Annotated in this window: 19 protein-coding genes; 7 read left to right on the top strand and 12 right to left on the bottom strand. The window is 70.6% G+C overall.

Annotated elements, in window-relative coordinates:
• Positions 1–46: 46 nt before the first annotated feature.
• A complete protein-coding gene (locus GTZ93_RS03595) occupies positions 47–952 on the bottom strand; it encodes an SDR family oxidoreductase (RefSeq protein WP_139916320.1) in 906 nt (301 codons plus the stop codon).
• Between the two features lie 80 nt (positions 953–1,032).
• On the opposite strand from GTZ93_RS03595, the gene GTZ93_RS03590 reads away from it, so the two are divergent.
• The gene (locus GTZ93_RS03590) at positions 1,033–1,665 is read left to right on the top strand and encodes a TetR/AcrR family transcriptional regulator (RefSeq protein WP_139916322.1); all 633 of its coding nucleotides are present in this window, start codon (positions 1,033–1,035) and stop codon (positions 1,663–1,665) included.
• 26 nt (positions 1,666–1,691) lie between these two features.
• Here the strand turns inward: GTZ93_RS03590 and GTZ93_RS03585 are convergent, their stop codons facing one another.
• The 3 genes from GTZ93_RS03585 to GTZ93_RS03575 all read right to left on the bottom strand — a co-directional run bounded on the left by GTZ93_RS03585 (position 1,692) and on the right by GTZ93_RS03575 (position 4,320).
• Positions 1,692–2,198, bottom strand: coding sequence for a hypothetical protein (locus tag GTZ93_RS03585; protein WP_139916324.1), 507 nt, complete (start codon positions 2,196–2,198; stop codon positions 1,692–1,694).
• 70 nt (positions 2,199–2,268) lie between these two features.
• On the bottom strand, positions 2,269–3,894 hold the full coding sequence (locus GTZ93_RS03580) for a sigma 54-interacting transcriptional regulator (protein ID WP_139916326.1): 1,626 nt from the start codon (positions 3,892–3,894) through the stop codon (positions 2,269–2,271).
• A 42-nt stretch (positions 3,895–3,936) separates the two neighbouring features.
• The gene (locus tag GTZ93_RS03575) at positions 3,937–4,320 is read right to left on the bottom strand and encodes a hypothetical protein (RefSeq protein ID WP_121776049.1); all 384 of its coding nucleotides are present in this window, start codon (positions 4,318–4,320) and stop codon (positions 3,937–3,939) included.
• A 236-nt stretch (positions 4,321–4,556) separates the two neighbouring features.
• Between GTZ93_RS03575 and GTZ93_RS03570 the strand changes: the two genes are divergently transcribed.
• Together GTZ93_RS03570 and GTZ93_RS03565 are read left to right on the top strand one after the other, a co-directional pair.
• The gene (locus GTZ93_RS03570) at positions 4,557–5,171 is read left to right on the top strand and encodes a DUF2378 family protein (protein WP_161662644.1); all 615 of its coding nucleotides are present in this window, start codon (positions 4,557–4,559) and stop codon (positions 5,169–5,171) included.
• Positions 5,172–5,191: 20 nt separating this feature from the next.
• A complete protein-coding gene (locus tag GTZ93_RS03565; RefSeq protein WP_120597243.1) occupies positions 5,192–5,593 on the top strand; it encodes a TonB family protein in 402 nt (133 codons plus the stop codon).
• On the opposite strand, the gene GTZ93_RS03560 is transcribed toward GTZ93_RS03565, so the two are convergent.
• Positions 5,580–6,593, bottom strand: coding sequence for a zinc-dependent alcohol dehydrogenase family protein (locus tag GTZ93_RS03560; RefSeq protein ID WP_120597244.1), 1,014 nt, complete (start codon positions 6,591–6,593; stop codon positions 5,580–5,582). The two genes, GTZ93_RS03565 and GTZ93_RS03560, sit on opposite strands and share 14 nt — an antisense overlap.
• Positions 6,594–6,640: 47 nt before the next feature.
• Between GTZ93_RS03560 and GTZ93_RS03555 the strand changes: the two genes are divergently transcribed.
• Together GTZ93_RS03555 and GTZ93_RS03550 are read left to right on the top strand one after the other, a co-directional pair.
• Positions 6,641–7,273, top strand: coding sequence for a hypothetical protein (locus GTZ93_RS03555; protein ID WP_139923536.1), 633 nt, complete (start codon positions 6,641–6,643; stop codon positions 7,271–7,273).
• 86 nt (positions 7,274–7,359) lie between these two features.
• Entirely contained in the window at positions 7,360–8,838 is a 1,479-nt protein-coding gene (locus tag GTZ93_RS03550; protein WP_139923538.1) for a S28 family serine protease, read from the top strand.
• A gap of 5 nt (positions 8,839–8,843) precedes the next feature.
• On the opposite strand, the gene GTZ93_RS03545 is transcribed toward GTZ93_RS03550, so the two are convergent.
• Positions 8,844–9,749, bottom strand: a complete 906-nt coding sequence (locus tag GTZ93_RS03545) for a LysR family transcriptional regulator (RefSeq protein WP_139923540.1) — start codon at positions 9,747–9,749, stop codon at positions 8,844–8,846.
• Between the two features lie 110 nt (positions 9,750–9,859).
• Between GTZ93_RS03545 and GTZ93_RS03540 the strand changes: the two genes are divergently transcribed.
• Complete coding sequence (locus GTZ93_RS03540) at positions 9,860–10,906, top strand: NAD(P)-dependent alcohol dehydrogenase (RefSeq protein WP_161662643.1); 1,047 nt, start codon at positions 9,860–9,862, stop codon at positions 10,904–10,906.
• Here GTZ93_RS03540 and GTZ93_RS03535 read toward each other — a convergent pair.
• The 4 genes from GTZ93_RS03535 to poxB all read right to left on the bottom strand — a co-directional run bounded on the left by GTZ93_RS03535 (position 10,890) and on the right by poxB (position 14,365).
• Positions 10,890–11,354 (bottom strand): DoxX family membrane protein, encoded by a 465-nt coding sequence (locus GTZ93_RS03535; RefSeq protein WP_120576450.1) that lies wholly within the window; start codon positions 11,352–11,354, stop codon positions 10,890–10,892. The two genes, GTZ93_RS03540 and GTZ93_RS03535, sit on opposite strands and share 17 nt — an antisense overlap.
• 83 nt (positions 11,355–11,437) lie before the next feature.
• Complete coding sequence (locus GTZ93_RS03530; RefSeq protein WP_139916511.1) at positions 11,438–11,953, bottom strand: DUF2306 domain-containing protein; 516 nt, start codon at positions 11,951–11,953, stop codon at positions 11,438–11,440.
• A 30-nt stretch (positions 11,954–11,983) separates the two neighbouring features.
• A complete protein-coding gene (locus GTZ93_RS03525) occupies positions 11,984–12,502 on the bottom strand; it encodes an RNA polymerase sigma factor (protein ID WP_120576448.1) in 519 nt (172 codons plus the stop codon).
• A gap of 126 nt (positions 12,503–12,628) precedes the next feature.
• A complete protein-coding gene (poxB, locus tag GTZ93_RS03520; RefSeq protein ID WP_139916509.1) occupies positions 12,629–14,365 on the bottom strand; it encodes a ubiquinone-dependent pyruvate dehydrogenase in 1,737 nt (578 codons plus the stop codon).
• A gap of 217 nt (positions 14,366–14,582) precedes the next feature.
• On the opposite strand from poxB, the gene GTZ93_RS03515 reads away from it, so the two are divergent.
• Positions 14,583–16,097 carry an MBL fold metallo-hydrolase gene (locus tag GTZ93_RS03515; RefSeq protein WP_139916507.1) on the top strand — a complete coding sequence of 505 codons (1,515 nt, stop codon included), beginning with the start codon at positions 14,583–14,585 and terminating at the stop codon, positions 16,095–16,097.
• Between the two features lie 157 nt (positions 16,098–16,254).
• Here GTZ93_RS03515 and GTZ93_RS03510 read toward each other — a convergent pair whose 3' ends face one another.
• Both GTZ93_RS03510 and GTZ93_RS43195 read right to left on the bottom strand, forming a co-directional pair.
• Positions 16,255–17,037, bottom strand: a complete 783-nt coding sequence (locus GTZ93_RS03510) for a LytR/AlgR family response regulator transcription factor (protein WP_139916506.1) — start codon at positions 17,035–17,037, stop codon at positions 16,255–16,257.
• A complete protein-coding gene (locus tag GTZ93_RS43195) occupies positions 17,030–18,151 on the bottom strand; it encodes a sensor histidine kinase (RefSeq protein ID WP_139916504.1) in 1,122 nt (373 codons plus the stop codon). The genes GTZ93_RS03510 and GTZ93_RS43195 overlap by 8 nt, the downstream gene beginning before the upstream one ends.
• Between the last annotated feature and the right edge of the window lie 34 nt (positions 18,152–18,185).

The raw sequence follows: 18,185 nt of genomic DNA, 5'->3' as shown, positions 1-18,185 counted from the left end.
CAGCGCCTGCCCATGGCGCCGAAGCTCCCGCGCATCTTCGTCACGCTCACTTCATCAGCGCGCCAGTGTCCGCCGCGAAGTAGTGGTCGTCGTCCAGGTCGGCCAGGAGCCCGGGCTCGACGGGACGCCAGCCGAGCTGTTCGCGCGTGAGGGCGCTCGACGCGGTGGCATCGCGCCCGAAGAACATGCCCAGGACCCCCAGGAAGTTGCCCGCCTCTTCTGGCGCCTTCGAGACGACCGGCACCCCCAACCGGCGGCCGATGACGCTCGCGATCTCCCGGGTGGGCACGCCCTCGTCAGCGACGGCGTGGAGCCTGGAACCCGCGGGGGCTCGCTCCAGCGCGAGCCGGAAGAGCCGGGCCGCGTCGAACCGGTGCACGGAGGACCAACGGTGCGCCCCATCCCCGACGTAGACGGCCATGCCATTCCGGCGCGCGGAGGTGATGAGATGCGGCACGAAGCCATGGTCCCCCTTGCCGTGGACCGACGGCGGAAGCCGCACGATGGACGAGCGCACGCCGCGCGCCGCCAGCGCGATCATCACATCCTCCGACAGGCCGCGCCCCTGCGAGGCCGCCGGGTCGGTCTCCACGGAGGCACGCCCCTTCGCGAGGCCAAATATCCCCGAGGCAATGACGAGGGGCCGCTGGGAGCCCTGGAGCTCCGCGCCCATCGCCTCGATCGCGCGCGTGTCGGCGCGCATGGAAGCCTCGTAGTTGGAGAAGTCGTGGATGAACGCCAGGTGGATGACGCCGTCCGCCTTCGCCGCTCCCGCGCGCAGGCTGTCCGGGTCGTCCAGCGAACCGCGATGCACCTCCGCCCCCGCCGCCTCCAGGGCTCGGGCCGAAGCGTCCGAGCGGGCAAGGCCCACCACCTGATGCCCCGCCCCCAGGAGTTCAGGGACGACCGCCGAGCCGATGAAACCAGACGCACCCGTCACGAATACGCGCATGGAAAGCTCCTTGATGTCAGCTGCTGACATCACTAGTAACAAGTGATGTCAGTGACTGCAATCAGGTTATGCTTGGGCCCATGGGCCGCTGGGAACCCAACGCACGAGACCGGCTGGCACAGGCCGCGATAACCCTGTTCCTGGAGTACGGGTACGACCGGACGACGGTGGAGGAGATCGCCGCGCGCGCGGGGCTCACCGAGCGGACGTTCTTCCGCTACTTCACCGACAAGAAGGAGGTCCTGTTCGGGGGCTCGGAAGCGCTCCACGAACGCATCGTCTCCACCATCGCGGAGGCGCCCCAGGAGACCGCGCCGCTCGATACGGTCGCCGCCGCCCTCGAGTCCATGGCTCCCTTCTTCAAGGACCGCCGTGACCATGCCCGGGCGCGCCAGGCACTCCTCGCCGCGCACGCGGAGCTGCGGGAGCGCGAGCTGATCAAGCTGGCCTCTCTCGCCTCGGCTGCCGCGGACGCGCTTCGAAAGCGCGGCGTCACCGAGCCCACCGCGAGCCTGGCCGCCGAGGCCGGCATCGCCGTCTTCAAGGTCGCGTTCGAGCGCTGGCTCGAGGACCCGAAGGCGCAGGACCTCTCACGGCACATCCAGCTCGGCCTCGAAGAGCTCCGGGCCGTCACCGCGAGCACCAGCACCACCGTGACGCCAGCCGCGCCGCCACGGCAGCCCGCCAGGCCGGCCAGGGCCCGCAAGCCCTGACGCGGTCCGCCCTACTGGCGCAGGCTTCAGTCCTCGCCGCGCCCGGTGACCTCCAGCGTGCCGTTGACGGTCTGCCGGATGCCCTCGGACTGCGTGGACTGTGTGCACTTCGAGCAGTCGCTCGTGGGGCAGGACCAGAGGGACGTTCTCGTCCCCGGCTCGTCCCCGGACTTCAGCGTCCACGTCTCGCTCTTGCACGCGCGCACCAGCAGGGGGTTCTTCTTCGAGCCATCCTCGAGGAAACTGCTTTCATGCACGCGGATGCACCGGTCCTGCTGCACCTGGGACACGAAGCCCACCGTCTGCCCGGGCAGCGCCTTCACCGTCGTGCTGCTGAAGTGCACCTTACCGTCCGTGCTGGCGGTGATGGTCACCAGCACGTCCGCCTGGGGAGGCGTCGGGTTCACCGCGCAGGGCTGCACCGGCCCGCTGTCGGACGATCCTGCTTCGGAGGAGGGGGGACGGGTACCACCGCTGGCACAGGCCAGCAGCAGCCCGGTGAGGCACAGCGGAAAGAGGACGCGGCTTCGCATGGGAGACCTCCAGGAGGATGAGAACGGACGACGGCTCAGCATCTAGCGTGCCACGCGGCGGGTCCGCTGCTCACGTCCCCTTCGCCGTAAGCCCCAGCTCCTTCAGCCGCCGCCCCAGCGCGCGCTTCGACACCTCCAGCGTGCGCACCATCGCGTCCAGGTCGCCGCCGCAGGCCTCGAAGCAGCGGGTGATTTCGTCCGCGCCCAGGTCCCCGGCGGTGCGCAGGTTCGGGCTGCGCTCGATGAGGTCGTAGACGGACGGGCGCGGAATGCCCAACGCGTCCGCCGTGGCCTTCAGGTCCCACGCGCTCGCCCGCAGCGCGGCCAGCAGCTCCGCCTCCGTCACCTGCGACGGCTTGCGCCGGGGCACCGCCACCTCGCGCGCCTCCGGAGCCCCCGCGGGCATCGCCGCCGGATCCCGAGCAGGTGCCACGGCACCGGAGGCCGCAGCGCCCAGCGCTTCGTCCAGCTGTGGATCCACCTGCAGCCGCGCCTGCCCCCGGCTTCCAATGACCAGCTGCCGCGTGAGGTTGCGAAGCTGCCGGATGTTCCCCGGCCACGCCGCCCGCACCAGCCGCGACGCCAGCGCCGCGGGCAGCCACGGCTCCGCGTGCGGATCCTCCGTGTCCAGCCGCGCCGCCTCTCCCAGCGCCGCCAGCTCCTCGCGCGCGAAGTGGAAGAACAACCGGCCCACGTCCTCGCGCCGCTCGCGCAGGGCGGGGACGCGCAGGTCGTAGCCCGCCAACCGGTGCAGCAACGGCGCCTTGAAGCGCCCGTCGCGGATCTGATCCTCCAGGTGCGCGTCCGTCGCGGCGATGAGCCGCACGTCGACCGTCACCGGCTGGCTGGCGCCCACGGGGTACAGCTCCCCCGTCTCCAACACGCGCAGGAGCATCACCTGCACTTCCGGCGGCGCCTCGCCCACCTCGTCCAGGAACAGCGTGCCCCCGTGCGCGGCGCGGAAGAAGCCCTCGCGGTCCTGGGTGGCTCCGGAGTACGCGCCCTTGCGCGAACCGAACAGCTCCGCCGCCGCCAGCTCCTTGGGGATGGCTCCCAGGTTGACGCTGACGAAGCGCTCCTCCCGGCGCGGTGACAGCCGGTGGATGGCCTGCGCCACCAGCTCCTTGCCCGTGCCCGTCTCGCCCCGGATGAGCACCGACACGTCCAGGTCCGCCACCCGCTCGATGTGCTTGCGCAGCCGACGCAGGCCCGCGCTCTCGCCCACCATGCCAGGCGTGTCCGCCATGCCCTCGCCGTCCAGCTCCACCGTGTGCAGCAGCAGCACCACGCGGCCCGACAGCTCCAGCGCCACTCCGTCCATCAACTCCGCCGGCCCGAAGTCCCTCGCGCCCTGGAGCAGCACGCCCGCCGCGACCACGTGCGTGCCATCCTCCGGCACCGTCAGGCGTACGCCCCCATCCGGCAGAGCGGAGAGCTCCAGCGGCTTGCGGCTCACGAACGGATCCGCCAGCGGCAGCCCCAGCGAGCTGCCCGGCTTCGCGAAGTCCGGCGCGTTGCGAGACAGGGCCAGGGTCCGCCCCGCCACCACCGCGTCCAACAGCAGCCGCTCCCCCACGCGCCGGGGCACCGGATGGGACACCACCGTCAGCGCGGGCACGGCGCGGGGAGCCACCCGCGAGCCTCCGCGCTCCTTCATCGCGGCCGTGGAGACATCGGCGAGGGGGTCGTGCGGCATGGCCCACGACCCTACCGCACCCGCTCCCGGCTTCCCGCGCCGTCAGCGCTTCGCCGCCTTGGGCGCCAGGCTCACCGTGACGGTGTAGTTGCCGGAGCCCTGGCTGAACGACACCGTGGAGGAGATGTCGTAGTTGGCGCTCTTCGCGATGACGCCCGGGCCGGAGGCGTGCGACCAGCGGTTGTCCCACCACAGCACGAACTGGTCCGTCGACGGGCTGGCGCCGCACGAGTACGTCACGGCTCCCTCGTCCCCCATCAGCCCCCAGTTGGGCTCCGCGGTGAACAGGTTCTGCGGTCCCCCCTGCGTCGACACGTTGGGCGGCGTCGACGGGCTGAGGGCCCCGTGGTCGATGGTGGGAGTGCCCGGCAGCCAGTTGGCACCGCTGGTGTTGTTGGCGACGAAAATCACGGAGGGAGTGCCCATGGTCTTGCTCCTAGGTGGGTTGAGGTGACGCCTCCTCCCCCAAAGCAACCGCGATGCCACGCCCCGCTCCCTCGGAGGAGTCGCTCCGGCCCCCCCTTTCGACGCGTCGAACCGCGTCGGCCGACCCGTCGGGCCGCGTGCCGCACTGCGTTTTCGAACACTCCGCGTCATGTTCTTGAGAACTGGGAACCTACCGGGTTGAGGCGGCCCCGCTCACGCGGGTAGCGTGGGAGGACATGCCGACGACCCCCGAACGCCTTGTCTTCCAGCAGAGCTTCGAAGGGCTGATTCGCGCCCTGGGTGACCACCTGGACGAGCCCTGCGCGCGGCAGCTGCGCGACGCCGGCATCGACCCTCGCGGGAAGCTGGCGGTGGCCTATCCCCTGGAGGTGTGGGTGGAGTCGCTGAAGCTGGCGTCGTCCGTGCTCGCGCCCGCGGCCACGCTGGACGACGGCGCGGAGGTGGTGGGCCGGCGCTTCCTGGAGGGCTACGGGTCCACGCTCATTGGCAGCGCGCTCCTGGCGGGCGTGCGGCTGTTGGGGCCGCACCGGATGCTGGAGCGGATGACGCGCAACCTGCGCACGGGCACCAACTACCTGGAGGCGCGGCTGGAGCAGACGGGGCCCACGCGCTACGTGCTCACCTGCCGCCCGGTGGTGATCGCCGGCTTCTACCGGGGCCTCTTCTCCGCCGGCCTGGAGATGAGCGGCGCGCATGGCGCCTCCGTGGTGCTGATGAGGGCCGCGGGCGACGCGGCCGTGTACGACCTGTCCTGGCAGCCGGAGAAGGGCGTGGGCAAGCCCCCCGAAGCGAAGCCCCTCCCCCCCCGAGGCCCCCAGCCGAGGAGCTGAGCGGGCCCTATATTCGGCCCATGCTCCGCATCCCGAAAACCGCCGTGGTGGTGCTCGCGCTGGCCCTCGCTTCCGGGGCCCTGGCCGCGAGCGGCAGTCCCCAGCTCCAGACGTACTTCCAGGGCTCGGTGGACAGCCCCACCTACCAGCAGCAGGCCTTCCAGCGGGTGGCGAAGGCCTGGAAGCAGCCGGGCCCCAAGGGCACGCCGGCCCTGGGCAAGAAGACCATCGTCCAGGCCGTGCTCGACAAGGACGGCAAGCTGATCTCCACCGCCATCCTCACCGAATCCGGCGCCAAGGCCTGGGACGCCGCCGCGCTCGCCGCGGTGAAGAAGGCGGCGCCCTTCCCGCCCATGCCCAAGGGCACCACCACGCCCACGGTGGAGGCCCACTTCCACTTCGCGTGGGTCAGCTCACCTTGATGACAATCTTCCCGAAGTGCGCGCCCTGCTTCATGTGCTCGAAGGCGGCGCGCGCTTCCGCGAAGGGGAACACGCGGTCCACCACCGGGTGGACGTCATGGAGCGTGAACGCGCGCGTCAGCGCCTCGAAGGACTGACGGTGGCCCACGAACACGCCCTGCACGCGCAGGTTCTGCATCAGGATGGGGACCAGGGACACGGAGCCCGCCCCGCCGGACAGCACGCCGATGACGGACACGGTGCCGCCCACGCGCAGCGCCTTGAGTGACTTCTCGAACGTCCCCGAGCCGCCCACCTCCACCACGTGGTCCACGCCCACGCCTCCGGTGAGCGTGCGCGCCGCCTTCTCCCAGTCCGGGGTGGTGACGTAGTTGATGCCCTCCTGCGCGCCCAGCTTCAGGGCCCGCTCCAGCTTGTCGTCGCGGCTGGACGTGGCGATGACGTGCGCGCCGAACAGCCGGGCAATCTGCAGCGCGAAGATGGACACGCCGCCCGTGCCCTGGACCAGCACCGTGTCCCCGGCCTTGAGCGCACCTTGAGTGACGAGCGCGCTCCACGCGGTCACCGCCGCGCACGGCAGCGTGGCGGCCTCCTCGTCGGTGAGGTACGCGGGCGTGAGCACCACGCCGTCCTCGTGCAGGAGCATCGTGTCCGCGAGCGCGCCATCCAGCGGCCCGCCCAGCGTGGTGGCGGTGATGGCCTTCGTCGGCTCACCGGCCTGCCAGCCCTGCGCGAACAGCGTCATCACCCGGTCGCCTGGCTTCACGCGGGTGACGCCCGGCCCCACCGCGTCCACCACGCCCGCGCCATCTGAGTTGGGCACCAGCGGCAGCTTCTGGCGAGGGTTGTAGCGGCCCTCCACCATCATCAGGTCGCGCGAGTTGAGGCTCGTGGCCTTCACGCGCACGCGCACCTGGAAGGGTCCAGGCACGGGGTCCGGCCGCTCCGCGCGCACCAGGTTGTCCAGACCGAAGGCACCGCGAATCTCGTAGACGTTCATGGCTCAAGAACTTAGAGCCAGGACCCTCCACCGAACAGGGTCCCACCATGTCACTGCTTCAGAAGTTGATGGAACACGCCTCGCTCCACGAGCCCTGCGGGACGGCCGGGAAGCGGGCCCAGCTCAAGGCCGGACTCCCAGCCTCCGCCACGACGAAGCAGGTGGACGGAGACCTGACGCTGACGGAGGGAACGGACCTCGTCTTCGAAGAGGGCCGTGTCCACGTGAAGGGCCACCTCCTCCTGGAGGACCAGTCCCGCCTGCTGGTCGCGGGGGACCTGGTGGTGGAGGGCAACATCATCCACGAAGGATTCGACTACGCCCTGCTCTTCGCGGGCGGCTCCATCCAGGCGGACAACCTCCTCTTCCACGGCGAGCTGGTCGCGCTGGGAAGCCTCACCCTGCGCGGCGGGGCCTGGACCTACTACAACGACTACTCAACCTACGCGGACACGCTGACGGCTCGCGCGGTGGTGGCCGACGACCGCGCGGACGCCGTGGACCAGGTCCACGCGGACACGCACCTCCAAGGACACTCCCAGGTCATCGCAGGGGCGCTGGAGCAGTTGCTGCACCCCGAGGCCTGGAGCCGATACCAGCAGGGCTCCTACGCCGCGCTGGCCAGACATCTGCGCCAGGGCCAGCCGTTGCTGCGCGATTCACCTCCACCGCGCAAGTAATTGCCGGGAGCACCCGGGACGTCCTTCTTCTGGAAATACAGGACCGGCATGTTCGTTCTGTTTTTCTCCCAAGGAGGGCTTTACCCATGTCACGTTTCTTCAGTCGTCCCGCGGTGCTGGCGTGCGCGCTGGCACTGGGGCTCCAGGCCTGCGGCGGCAGCGAGCTTCCCCCCGAGTCCATCGCCCCGAGCGCGCCCGAGGTCCAGGCGCAATCCCTGACACAGGACACGGCGCCGGACATCCTGGCGCAATTGCAGGCGGTCCCCGGCCTCACGGTGTTGCAGGAGCGGCCGCCCAGCCCGTCGGGCGCGCGCATCTTCGTGCTGGCCTATGACCAGCCGGCGGACCACCTGCACCCCAATGGCACGCGCTTCCAGCAGCGGATGACGCTGGTCTTCCGGAACGCGGAGGCGCCCATGGTGCTGGCCAGCACGGGCTACGGCATCAGCACGTCCCCCGGCCAGACGGAGCCCACCTTCCTGCTGCAGGGCAACCAGCTGCAGGTGGAGCACCGCTTCTTCGGGCCCTCCATTCCGCAGCCCGCGAACTGGCGGCTGCTCAGCATCGAGCAGGCGGCGGCGGACCACCACCGCATCGTCCAGGCGTTCAAGCCGCTCTTCCCGGGCAAGTGGATCAGCACCGGCGGCAGCAAGGGCGGCATGACGTCGCTCTATCACCGGGCGTTCTTCCCGCGAGACGTGGATGCCACGGTGGCCTACGTGGCGCCCAACAGCTACGGCACGCAGGACCCGCGCTACGTGAAGTTCCTGAGCAAGCTGGGCACGCCCGCGTGCCGCGAGAGCATCCGCGGCTTCCAGCGTGAAGTGCTGGAGCGGCGCACGGAGACGGAGCCGCTCTTCCAGGCGACGGCCGCGGCGTACTACGGCAGCACCTACGACTTCCTGGGCGTGGACAAGGCGCTGGAGTTCAGCGCCCTCGAGTTCGCCTTCGCCTTCTGGCAGTACGGCGACGCGTCGCTGTGTGACGAGATTCCCCCGCCGGGAGGCTCCGCGCAGGGGCTGGTGGACTTCCTGGATTATGTGGTCGGCCTCTCGTACATGAGCGACGGGGACCTGGACTACTACGCGCCCTACGACTTCCAGGCCGCCACGCAGCTGGGCAGCTACGCGTCCGACGAGGCCCACCTGCGCGGCGTCCTGCGCTATCCCCGGGGCTACGACCCGCGGGCGCTCGTGCCCTTCGACATGCGGCCGTACCCCTTCAACCCCTTCGTGATGCCCATCGTAGAGGGCTGGGTGAAGGCGTTCGGCGAGCGCATCCTGCTCGTCTACGGAGAGAACGACCCCTGGTCCACGGGCGCGTTCAGCGTGAGCGCGCGCAATGACTCCTACCGGTTCTACCAGCCGGGCGGCAACCACGGCTCCCGCATCACGGGCCTGCCGGAGGCGGAGCAGGCCGTGGCGCTGGAGCGGCTGCGGAGCTGGGCGGGGCTGCCCACGGAGAGCGCCGCCACCCTGAGCCTGCGGGCCCGGAGCGCGGCGTCCGCGGACCTGCCCGTCACCACGGGCGTGGTGGACCGCCGCCGCGGCCCGCCGCGCGACTGACCCTTTCAGGGCCGTTCGGCCGTCACCTCGCGGGCCACGTCCAGGAAGGCGCGGAACGCGGGGGACACCTGGGCGCGGCTGGGGAAGTAGAGGAACAACCCCTCCATCCACGCCGCGTAGGGTTCCAGGACCAGCTTCAGGGTGCCGCGCTTCAAGCGCGGCACGATGGTGGGCTCAAAGGCATACATGAGCGCCAGGCCCGCCTCCGCCATCGCCACCAGCACCTCCTCGTTGGTGGCGAGCACGGGGCCGCGCACGGGGATGCGCCAGGTCTTCTTGCCGCGCTCCAACTCCCACGCGTACTTCGCGCCGGTGGTCGGCAGGAGGATGTTCACGCAGTCGTGTTCCAGCAGGTCCTCCGGGCGCTGGGGCGTGCCCTTGCGCTTGAGGTACGCGGGCGAGCCCACCACCACGTAGCGGAACCGCTTGGACAGACGCACCTGCACCATGTCCCGCTCGACGGCCTCGAACGGGCGGATGCCCGCGTCCAGGCCCTCCGCGACGATGTCCACGAAGCGGTCCTCGATGCGCAGCTCCACCTCCACCTGGGGATGGCGCTGGGCGAAGCGCAGCAGGATGGGCGTCACCACCGTGGACAGGGAGATGGTGGGCACGGACAGCCGCACGCGGCCCGTGACCTCGCCCGCGCTGGCCGTGGCGGTCTCCAGCGCCTCCAGGGCCTGCGCCACGGAAGGACCGGCGCGCTCCAGCAGCCGCTGGCCCGCGTCCGTCAGCGCCACGCTCCGCGTCGTGCGGGTCAGCAGCGGCACGCCCAGCCGTGATTCCAGCTGGCGCACCTGCTGGCTCAGCGCGGACGGGGAGATGCCCAGCTCGATGGCCGCCGCCGCGAAGCTGCGCCGGCGTCCCACGGCGAGGAAGGCGTTCAGGGCATTGAGGGGCGTGGTGGCCATTCGGAAGTTTTCCGACATGCCGCGTGCGGATTCCATCCGTTTCGCGAACAGCCTCCCAGGGACATCTTTCCGGGCGTCGGAAGCGACACATTCCCTCAGGAGCACTGCCCATGATTTCCGCTCGCGGTTACGCGGCCCCGGATGCCTCTTCCCCTCTTGCCCCCTTCCCCTTCGAGCGCCGCGAGCCCGGCCCGCGCGACGTGCAGCTGGACGTCCTCTACTGCGGCGTCTGCCATACGGACCTGCACATGGCCCGGAACGACTGGGGCTTCTCGGCCTACCCGCTGGTGCCGGGGCACGAAATCGTGGGCCGCGTCGTCCGCGTGGGCAGCGAGGTGACGAAGTTCCGCCCGGGAGACCTGGCGGGCGTGGGCACGATGGTGGACTCGTGCCGCGCCTGCACGGACTGCCGGGACGGGTACGAGCAGTACTGCAAGGTCCAGGGCGTCCTGACCTATGGCAGCCGGGAGAAGGACGGGAAGGGCATCACGCAGGGCGGGTATTCGGACCGGCTCGTGGTGGACGAGCACTTCGCGCTGAAGGTGCCCGCGAACCTGGACCCCGCGGCGGTGGCGCCGCTGCTCTGCGCGGGCATCACCACGTACTCACCGCTGCGGCACTGGAAGGTGGGGCCGGGGCAGAAGGTGGGCGTGGTGGGGCTGGGCGGGCTGGGGCACCTGGGCGTGAAGTTCGCGCTCGCGCTGGGCGCGCACGTGACCGTCTTCAGCCACACGGACCGCAAGAAGCAGGATGCGCTGCGGATGGGCGCCCACGAAGTGGTCGTGTCATCGAGGCCGGAGGAGATGGCGGCGAAGGCGAACAGCCTCGACTTCATCCTCGACACCGTCTCCGCGGCCCACGACGTCAACGCCTACCTGGAGCTGCTGCGGCGCGACGGGCACCTGGTGCTGGTGGGCTTCCCGGCCCGGCCGCTGGAGGTGGCCCCCGTCTCGCTCCTCTCCCGGCGCGCGAGCTTCTCCGGCTCCGGCACCGGCGGCCTGCCGGAGACGCAGGCCATGCTCGACTTCTGCGGCGAGCACGGCATCGTCTCCGACATCGAACTGATTCCCATTCAAGGCATCAACGAAGCGTTCACGCGGCTGGAGAAGGGCGACGTGAAGTACCGCTTCGTCATCGACCTCAAGAGCCTGGGTTGACCTTCATGGCGAGCATCGGGCGGTACGCCGCCCGGTAGGACCAGGCCAGGAAGATTTCGGCCGCCAGGAGCATCACGGCCAGGCCCAGGCCCGACGGCGCGAGGAAGGCGTGCGTCAGGAAGATGTTCACGATGACCGGGGCGATGAGCGCCAGCGCCAGCGGGACGAAGCGGTTGGCCAGCAGCAGCAGGCCCACCACCGTCTCCGTGCCCTTCACCAGCGCGAACAGGAAGCCCGTCGCCTTCATCGCGATGCCAAAGGCCACCGCCGGATCCGCCGGGTTCAGGTCCTTGGGCATGGGAATGAACTCCAGGAACCCGTTCAGGCCGAAGACGAAGAACACCAGCCCCATGAATACGCGGGCCGCCGTCGGCAGGAAGCGGGCGAACGACTTCTTCTTCGGGGTGGCGTCCACCCCGGGGGTGGAGGAGGAAAGGGTGGCGTCCATGACGTGCTCCGTTCAGGTGGAAATCGTGGGCCTTCTACTCCACGTCGATTCAGGCCCACACGAATCGACACGCCCCGCGTTTTTCAGCGGTTCGGCACTCCGCCTACATGGCCGTACGTCCGAGCGCGCAGCCGCAGCACCTGGTACGTGGCGCCGCAGAGGAACAGGCCCAGCAGCGTCGCCAGGGCGGCCTGCACCAGGGGGGACTGCGGGCTGTCGGCCAGGGGCTTGTCGGCGGGCAGCCGGGTCAGCGTCTCGTTGATACCCGGCACCAGCAGCACCATGAAGCTGGCGGAGTACGTGAGGGTCCGCACGTACTCCGTGGCGCGGCCGAACACGCCCAGGCCTGGCGCCGCCGCGCCCACCGCCATGAGCAGCAGCGCGATGAGCCCCAGCGCGTGGCCCGGGTTGAAGCCGCCCGTGCTGGACAGGCCGAACGACGTCACCACCGACGTCACCATGCTGGCGACGTACGCCTTGCCGACACGCGTCCCCGGGTCGATGCGCCCGTCGCGCACGAAGGCCCAGACGCCGAAGACGATGGGAGGCACGCTCACGAGCGTGTGGATGATGCCCAGGAGGGACAGGGGGTTCGCCATGACAGGACTCCAGATGAGAGGGATTGAGCTTCAGGCCAGCAGGTATTCGCGGATCATCACGCGGGCGCGGTGCAGGCGGCTCTTCACCGCCGCCGGCTCCAACGACAGGCGCTCGGCCATCTCGCGGATGGAGAGCGCTTCGAAGTCGCGCAGCACGACGACCTCCAGGTACTGCGGCGGCAGCGACTCCAGCGCGGACGCCATGTCCAGCCGCAGCGAGTCCGGCGTGTGCGCGGACATCCACTGGTCCACGAGCGCTTCCTCGTAGGGGTCGTTCCTCAGCACCGTGCGGGCCAGCCGGCGGCACTCGCGCTGGACGATTCGGAACATCCACCCGGAGAACGACGCCAGCTTGCGCACGGCGGACAGCTGGCGGGACATCACCAGCAGGGCCTCCTGGACCGCGTCGTCCACGTCGCTGATGAGGCAGCGCTTCTGCGCATAGCGCCGGAGGTTCGGCTGCTGGAGTTGCAGCAGGTGCACCATCGCGTCGCGGTCACCGGCGTGGGCCGCGAGCAACAGCGCGTCGGGAGTGGTGGTCGAACCCATGGAGGCGGCCTCGTGCGACGGGGAAAATCCCCATTCGCCAGATAAGAGGCGGCCACGAGGCGAATGGATTCGCGGCCCTGCTGATTTTTCTCCAGCCCCGCCCAACCGCTGGAAATGCCAGGGGTTTCAGCGCCAGAGGTTGGTGCGTGCCAGCTCCAGCACCTCGTTGGTGCGGCCGTTGAGCAGGGCCTTGATGCCGAACAGGGTGAAGCCCGCTGCCATGGCCGCGGTGATGCGCGGTGGCATCACCAGCTCCGCCTTGCTGACCACGGCGTCCACCAGCACGGGCCCAGGCGTCGCGAGCGCCAGTTGGATGGCTTCATCCACCTGCGCCGGGTCCTCCACGCGCAGGCCCTTGACGCCCACGGCCTCCGCCAGCGCGGCGAAGTTCGGGTTCTGGAGCGCCGTGCCCACGTCGAGCATGCCGCCCACCTGCTGTTCCATGGCCACGAAGCCCAGGGAGCTGTTGTTGAACACCACGACCTTGATGGGCAGCCCCAGCTGCACCAGGCCGATGAAGTCCCCCATCAGCATCGTGAAGCCGCCGTCACCGGAGAAGGAGATGACCTGCCGGTCCGGGAAGGCCTTCTGCGCGCCAATGGCCTGCGCCAAGGCACTCGCCATGGAGCCGTGGTTGAAGGACCCCACCAACCGCCGGCCGCCCTTCATGGTCGCGTAGCGCGCGGCCCAGACCGTGGGCAGGCCCACGTCGCAGGTGAAGATGGCGTCGTCCGCCGCCTGGAGGTCGAACGCGCGGGCCACCTGCGGCGGGTGGATGGGCTTCCTGCCCACCGTGCCCTGCCCCAGCGAGTCCAGCTCCTCGCGCGTCTTGCGGTAGTGCACGAGCGCGCGCTCCAGGTGCTTCGTGTCGCGCTTCGCTTCGATGCGGGGAAGGAGCGCCTGGACGGTGGCGGACACGCTGCCCACCACGCCCAGGTCCACCCGCGTGCGCTTGCCGATGTTCTCCGCGCGCACGTCCACCTGGATGATCCGCGTATCGGCGCCGTCCGGGTAGAACTGCCGGTAGGGGAAGTCCGTGCCCAGCATCAGGAGCACGTCGCAGTCGATCATCGCCCAGTATCCAGACGCGTAGCCGATGAGCCCCGTGAGCCCCACGAAGTGGGGGTTGTCCTTCTCCACGAACTCCTTGCCTCGGAGCGCGGAGACGACGGGCGCCTGGAGCCGCTTCGCCAGCTCCACCACCTGAGCGCCCGCGCCCTCGCAGCCCGCGCCGCACAGCAGCGTCACGCGCCCGCCGCGGTTGAGCAGCGCGGCCATCTGCTCCACCTGCGCGGATGAGGGCATCAGCTGGGACAGCGACGCGCGCAGCGATTCCGGCGTAGGGGCGCGAGCGTCCTCCGCCTTCAGCATGGCGATGTCGCCGGGGAGCACCACCACGGCCACGCCGCCCTTGCCCACCGCGCTGCGGACGGCGATCTCCGCCGTGCGCTGCATCTGGTTGGGCCCGGAGACCAGCTCGCAGTAGTGGCTGCACTCCTTGAAGAGCGACTCCGGATGGGTCTCCTGGAAGTAGCCGGTGCCCAGCTCCACGGAGGGAATCTGCGCGGCGATGGCCAGCACCGGCGCCCGGCTGCGGTGGCAGTCATACAGGCCGTTGATGAGGTGCAGGTTGCCGGGGCCGCAGCTCCCCGCGCACACGGCGAGCTGCCCGGTGAGGTGCGCCTCCGCGCCCGCTGCGAAGGCGGCGGCCTCCTCGTTGCGCATGGGCACCCATTCGATGTCGCCCCGGCGGCGCAGCGAGTCCGTGAGGGCGTTCAAGCTGTCGCCCACCACGCCATAGATGCGCTTCACCCCCGCGAGCGCGAGGACCTCCACGAACTGGTCCGCCACCGTCTTCTTCATGGTCCATCCCTCGCCTGGGCCGGTTCACCCTGGGCGAAGATGTGCACCGTCCCGCTGGCTCGCGACCGGCCGTGCAGCCGGGCCCCCAGCAAGGCTGGCTGCCCGGTGCAGTCGGGCGGTCGCCATTCGCCGCGCCCCGAGCACCGTTCGCCGCGCCATTCAGGTCACTGGCGGCATGGCCCCTGGAGGCAGGTACCGTCCGCGACATCGTGGGGCCATGCGAAGCCCCCTGCTGTTGTCCGCTGTCACGGCGCTGCTGCTCACCCTGCCCGCCTCCGCCGCCGAGGACCCGGGCCGCGCCCACGTCCGCGCCGCCGCCGAGGCCATGGGCGGCGAGGCTCGGCTCCGCGCGCTCAAGAGCCTGCGTCTTCGAGGCGTGGGCCACTGGAACCTGCTGGAGCAGTCCGAGCGCCCCACGCCGCCCTTCCTCGTCATGTACGAGCAGTTCGAAGAGGTGCGCGACCTGCGCCGGGGCCGCCTGAGCCAGAAGTCGGAGAGCCGCGGGATGGTGATGGATGAGTGGAAGGGAGTGACGATGCTGCTGGCCGACGGCGTTGCGGCAGCGGACTTCCAGGGCAAATGGAGACCGCTGGGCGCCGCGCAGCTCCAGGACATGCAGGAGCGACTGACCTTCGCGCCGGAGCACGTCTTGCTCGCGGCCCTGGACGCCAAGGACCTGCGAGCCCAGGCGGACACGGTGCTGCAGGAGGTGCCCCACCACGTCGTCACCTTCCATCAGGACCGCGCGAGCGTGCGCCTGTTCCTCAACGCCCGCACGGGCCTGCCCACCGCCGTGGAGACGGTGGACGCGCATCCGGAGGACCCTTTCTGGAGCGTCTGGGGAGACGTGCGAACCGTGTTGTCCTTCCAGGCGTGGACGTTGGAGCCGGGAGGCCTGCGCTACCCGCGCCACTGGGAGTGGGCGCGCAACGGTCAGGCCCACCACTCCGTCACGGTGACGGCGGTGACGGTGGATCCGCCGCTCGCGGACGCGGACTTCGCCGTGGCGGATGACGTGAAGCAGGGCTTCGAGGCCCGCCGCGCGAGGAAGCTGGACGAAGCCCCCGCGGTCCGTCCGGAAGCCCCGCCCGTGGAGGTGGCGCCAGGTGTGGTGCAGCTGCCGGGAGCGTGGAACGTGGCGCTGGTGGCGCAAGACGACGGCGTGGTGGTGGTGGAGGGCCCGCTCGCGTCCGGCTATTCGGCGCGAGTGCTGGACGAGGCCGCGAAGCGCTTCCCAGGCATGAAGGTGAAGGCCGTGGTGTCCACCAGCGACGCATGGCCGCACATCGGCGGACTGCGCGAGTACGTGGCCCGGGGCATCCCGGTGTACGTGCTGGACCTCAACCGCACGCTGGTGGAGCGGCTGGTGGCGGCGCCACGCACGCTCGTGCCGGACACGCTCGCCAGGAAGCCGCGAGCAGCGAAGCTCCAGGTCGTCGACGCGCGGCGCGTGCTGGGCACCGGGAAGAACCGGCTGGAGCTCGTCCCGGTGCGCACGGAGACGGGGGAGCGGATGCTGTTCGCGTGGCTACCGGAGCACCGGCTGCTCTACACGTCCGACCTGGTGCAGCCCCAGCCGGACGGCACGTTCTTCAACGTGCAGCAGGTGGACGAAACGGTGGAGGTGGCCGCGCGAGAGAAGCTCCCGGTGTCCCAGGTGTTCGGCATGCACCTGAAGCCCACGGATTGGAGCACCCTCACCACCGCCGTGGACAAGGTCCGCAAGCCCTGAGGCCCTCGGCCAAGAACCCTGTCGCCACCGATGAGAAAGTGAGAACCCAGCCGGGCCACCCCGTCGGCGGCGCACAGCGAAAACCTGTCCGACTGTCGGACAGGTTTTGGAAGACCGCGCCCGGCGGGCGCGGGCCAACCTGGGCTGTCGGGCGGCTTCAGCGAGCCCGGCCCAGTCGCCGCTCCAGGTGCTCGCGGCGGCTACGACTCACGCGCAGGCGCATGCCGCTTCGCAGCACCACCACCTGCTCCGTGGGCGAGGGCCGGTGCACTTCTTGAATGCACGCCACGTTGACGATGGCGGAGCGGTGGATGCGCACGAAGCGCTCCGGGTCCAACCGCGCCTCCAGGGCCGCCAGGCTCTCGCGCAGCACGTGGGCCTTGCCGTCCGCGTGCAGCGTGACGCAGTAGTCGTCCGCCTCTACCCACTCGATGTCCGCGACCGGGACGAGCACGGAGCGCAGCCCCACCCGCACCAGCAGCCGGTCCGCGGGAGGCTCGGCGGGCCTTGGTGCCGGGCCCGCGTCCGCCAGCAGGTCCGCGAGTCGCCGTCCCAGCTCGGCGGCCTCGCCAGCGCGCAGCCTCTGACGAGCCCGTGCCAGCGCCTCGTCGAAGCGCGCGTCGTCGAAGGGCTTCACCAGGTAGTCCACCGCGTGCACGTCGAAGGCCTTCACGGCGAAGGTGTCGAACGCGGTGATGAAGATGACAGTGGGCATCTGCTCCACGCCCACTTCGCGCAGCACTCCGAAGCCATCCAGCTCCGGCATCTGCACGTCCAGCAGCACCAGGTGAGGACGCTGGGCACGGATGGCATCCACCGCTTCGCGGCCGTCGCGGCACTCGCCGCACACCACCGCGTCCGGATGGCGTGCCAGGGCCTGCCGCAATCCCTTCCGGGCCAGCGGCTCGTCGTCCACCAGCAGCACCCGCAGCTCAGCCATGCGCCACCCCAGCGGCGCCCGGAATGGAACGCCAGGGCAGCAGGACCGTGGCCACGGTGCCCTGCCCTTCCGCATTGGCGACTCCCAGCCGCCCCGCTTCGCCGTAGAGCTGCGACAGACGCGCGCGCGTGTTCGACAGGCCGATGCCCGTTGCCGCTTCCAGGTCGAAGTCCCGAGGCAACCCCGGACCGTCGTCACGCACGGTCAGCTCCAGCGCGTCTCCGCACCGCCGTGCGCCGATGCGCAGCACCCCGGCTGCGGAGCGCACGCCGATGCCGTGGCGGAGCGCGTTCTCCGCGAGCGGCTGGAGCACCAGATGGGGCACTCGGGCCTCCAGCGCTTCCGGCTCCACCGCCCACTCCACTCGCAGCCGGTCCGCGAAGCGCAGCTGCTGGAGCTCCAGGTAGCGCGACAACACAGCCACCTCGTCGCGCAGGGACACCTCCTGGGTGGCGCCCTGCTGGAGCAACTGCCGGAGCAGGTCGCTCAACAGCACCAGCATGCGCGCGGCCTCCTCCGTCTCCTTCTCGCGCACCAGCACCACGATGGCGTTGAGCGTGTTGAAGAGGAAATGCGGCTGCAATTGCGTCTGGAGCGCGAGCAACCGTGACTCGGCCAGCTGCACCGCGAGCGTCGCGGCCTGCCGCTCGCTGTCCCTCGCCCGCTGGGAGGCCCGGGTGGCGGAGGCCACCGCCAGCACCGTCGAGTAGGCCATGCCCATCATTGGCAGCCAGCCCCACCATGCACGCAGCCACCGCGCGGCCCAGGTGGCATCCCGCCCCGGCATGAACTGCGCCGTCGTCAGCGCGTACACGGCGGCGAACAGGGCGCCCATGCCCAGACACGCCGCCAGGTGCACCAAGACGGGGCGCGGCCTCGGAGGACTCAGGGGCTCGCGCGCGGCGAGCCGGGTGAGCCACGGCGTGAGGGGCAGCCACACGTACCATGCGGGCATCTGCGCCGCGAACACCCGCCACAGCGCGGGCGCCCCGGCCATGTCCCGGCTGAACGTGTACGTCTCCAGCGCGGAGAAGAGCGCGGGCACGGACCACGCGGCGGCCCGCTTCGCCCAGGCACGCCACGCGCTTCCAGAGGTGTCTTCCACAGTGCCCACGAGGCCCGCGAGTCTACCGGCGCGCGCCGCGGAC

The sequence above is a fragment of the Corallococcus exiguus genome, from assembly GCF_009909105.1.
GTDB lineage: Bacteria > Myxococcota > Myxococcia > Myxococcales > Myxococcaceae > Corallococcus > Corallococcus exiguus.
The sequence above is the reverse complement of the archived record's forward strand: the minus strand, read 5'-3'. Positions and strand labels throughout refer to the sequence as shown.